Genomic DNA, 859 nt, shown 5'->3' on the forward strand with positions numbered 1-859 from the left:
GACGGGGGGCGGGCAGGGCCCCGTGGGTGGCGGTGGCAAGCCGCCCACGTCGAAGGACCCGGACTTTCGCGAGTACCTGGATGCGGTGGCGGTGCTGCGCGACAACTGGGGCACGTTCGACACGGCGGCGGGAACGAAGGATGACCGCGTCACGCGCGAGGACATGGCGGCGCTGCTGGCGAATCCCGCGGCGTCCTCGACGCTGAAGAAGGCCGCGCAGTTCTTCAAGGACCACCCGGAGTACTTCGACCGGCTGGAGATGGCGGCGGGCATCGACGGCCGCGACGGCATCATCGGGTGGCTGGACGTGAAGGCGGAGCTGGAGTTGTCGGGGGGCGGAAAGCCGGGCACGTCGCCGACGAAGGTGTCGAGCGCGCGCTCCATCGTCGACAACCCGAACATGAGCATCGAGGACAAGGTGCAGGCCATCCTCGGCGCCATCTCCACGGAGACGGACGCGGAGATTCTGCAGGTCATGGACAGCATGGCGAGCGCTGGGGAGGACCGCGCGGCGCTGGGCACGTCGGACGCCGACAAGAAGAAGGCCGCGACGCTGGACGGGAACATGCGCGAGCTGGAGCTGCGGCTTCAGCGGCTCTTGGAGAAGCGCAAATCCATGTTCGACCTGATGAGCAACATGTCGGCGAAGTTCAACGAGATGGCGAAGACGGCCATCTCCAACCTGCGCGGCGCCTGAGGGGCCCATGGGACGCGTCATCAAACACGAGGCGGCAGTGGCGATGCGGATGGAGAGCGGAGCGGTGCAGCGGATGCGGTCCTTCGCGAGGGGGGAGGCGACGTGGGCGGAGGTGGAGGGGATGACCTTCGAAGAGGCGAAGGCGATTGCGCAGGTGGGATG

Annotated in this window: 1 pseudogene; it reads left to right on the top strand. The window is 67.8% G+C overall.

Features of this window, described 5'->3' with window-relative positions:
- A pseudogene (locus HUW62_RS47440) lies at positions 1 to 697 on the top strand (hypothetical protein); the annotation flags it as partial.
- Positions 698 to 859: the final 162 nt, after the last annotated feature.

This window comes from Myxococcus sp. AM011, assembly GCF_013372595.1.
In the GTDB taxonomy this organism is placed as follows: Bacteria; Myxococcota; Myxococcia; order Myxococcales; family Myxococcaceae; genus Myxococcus; species Myxococcus eversor.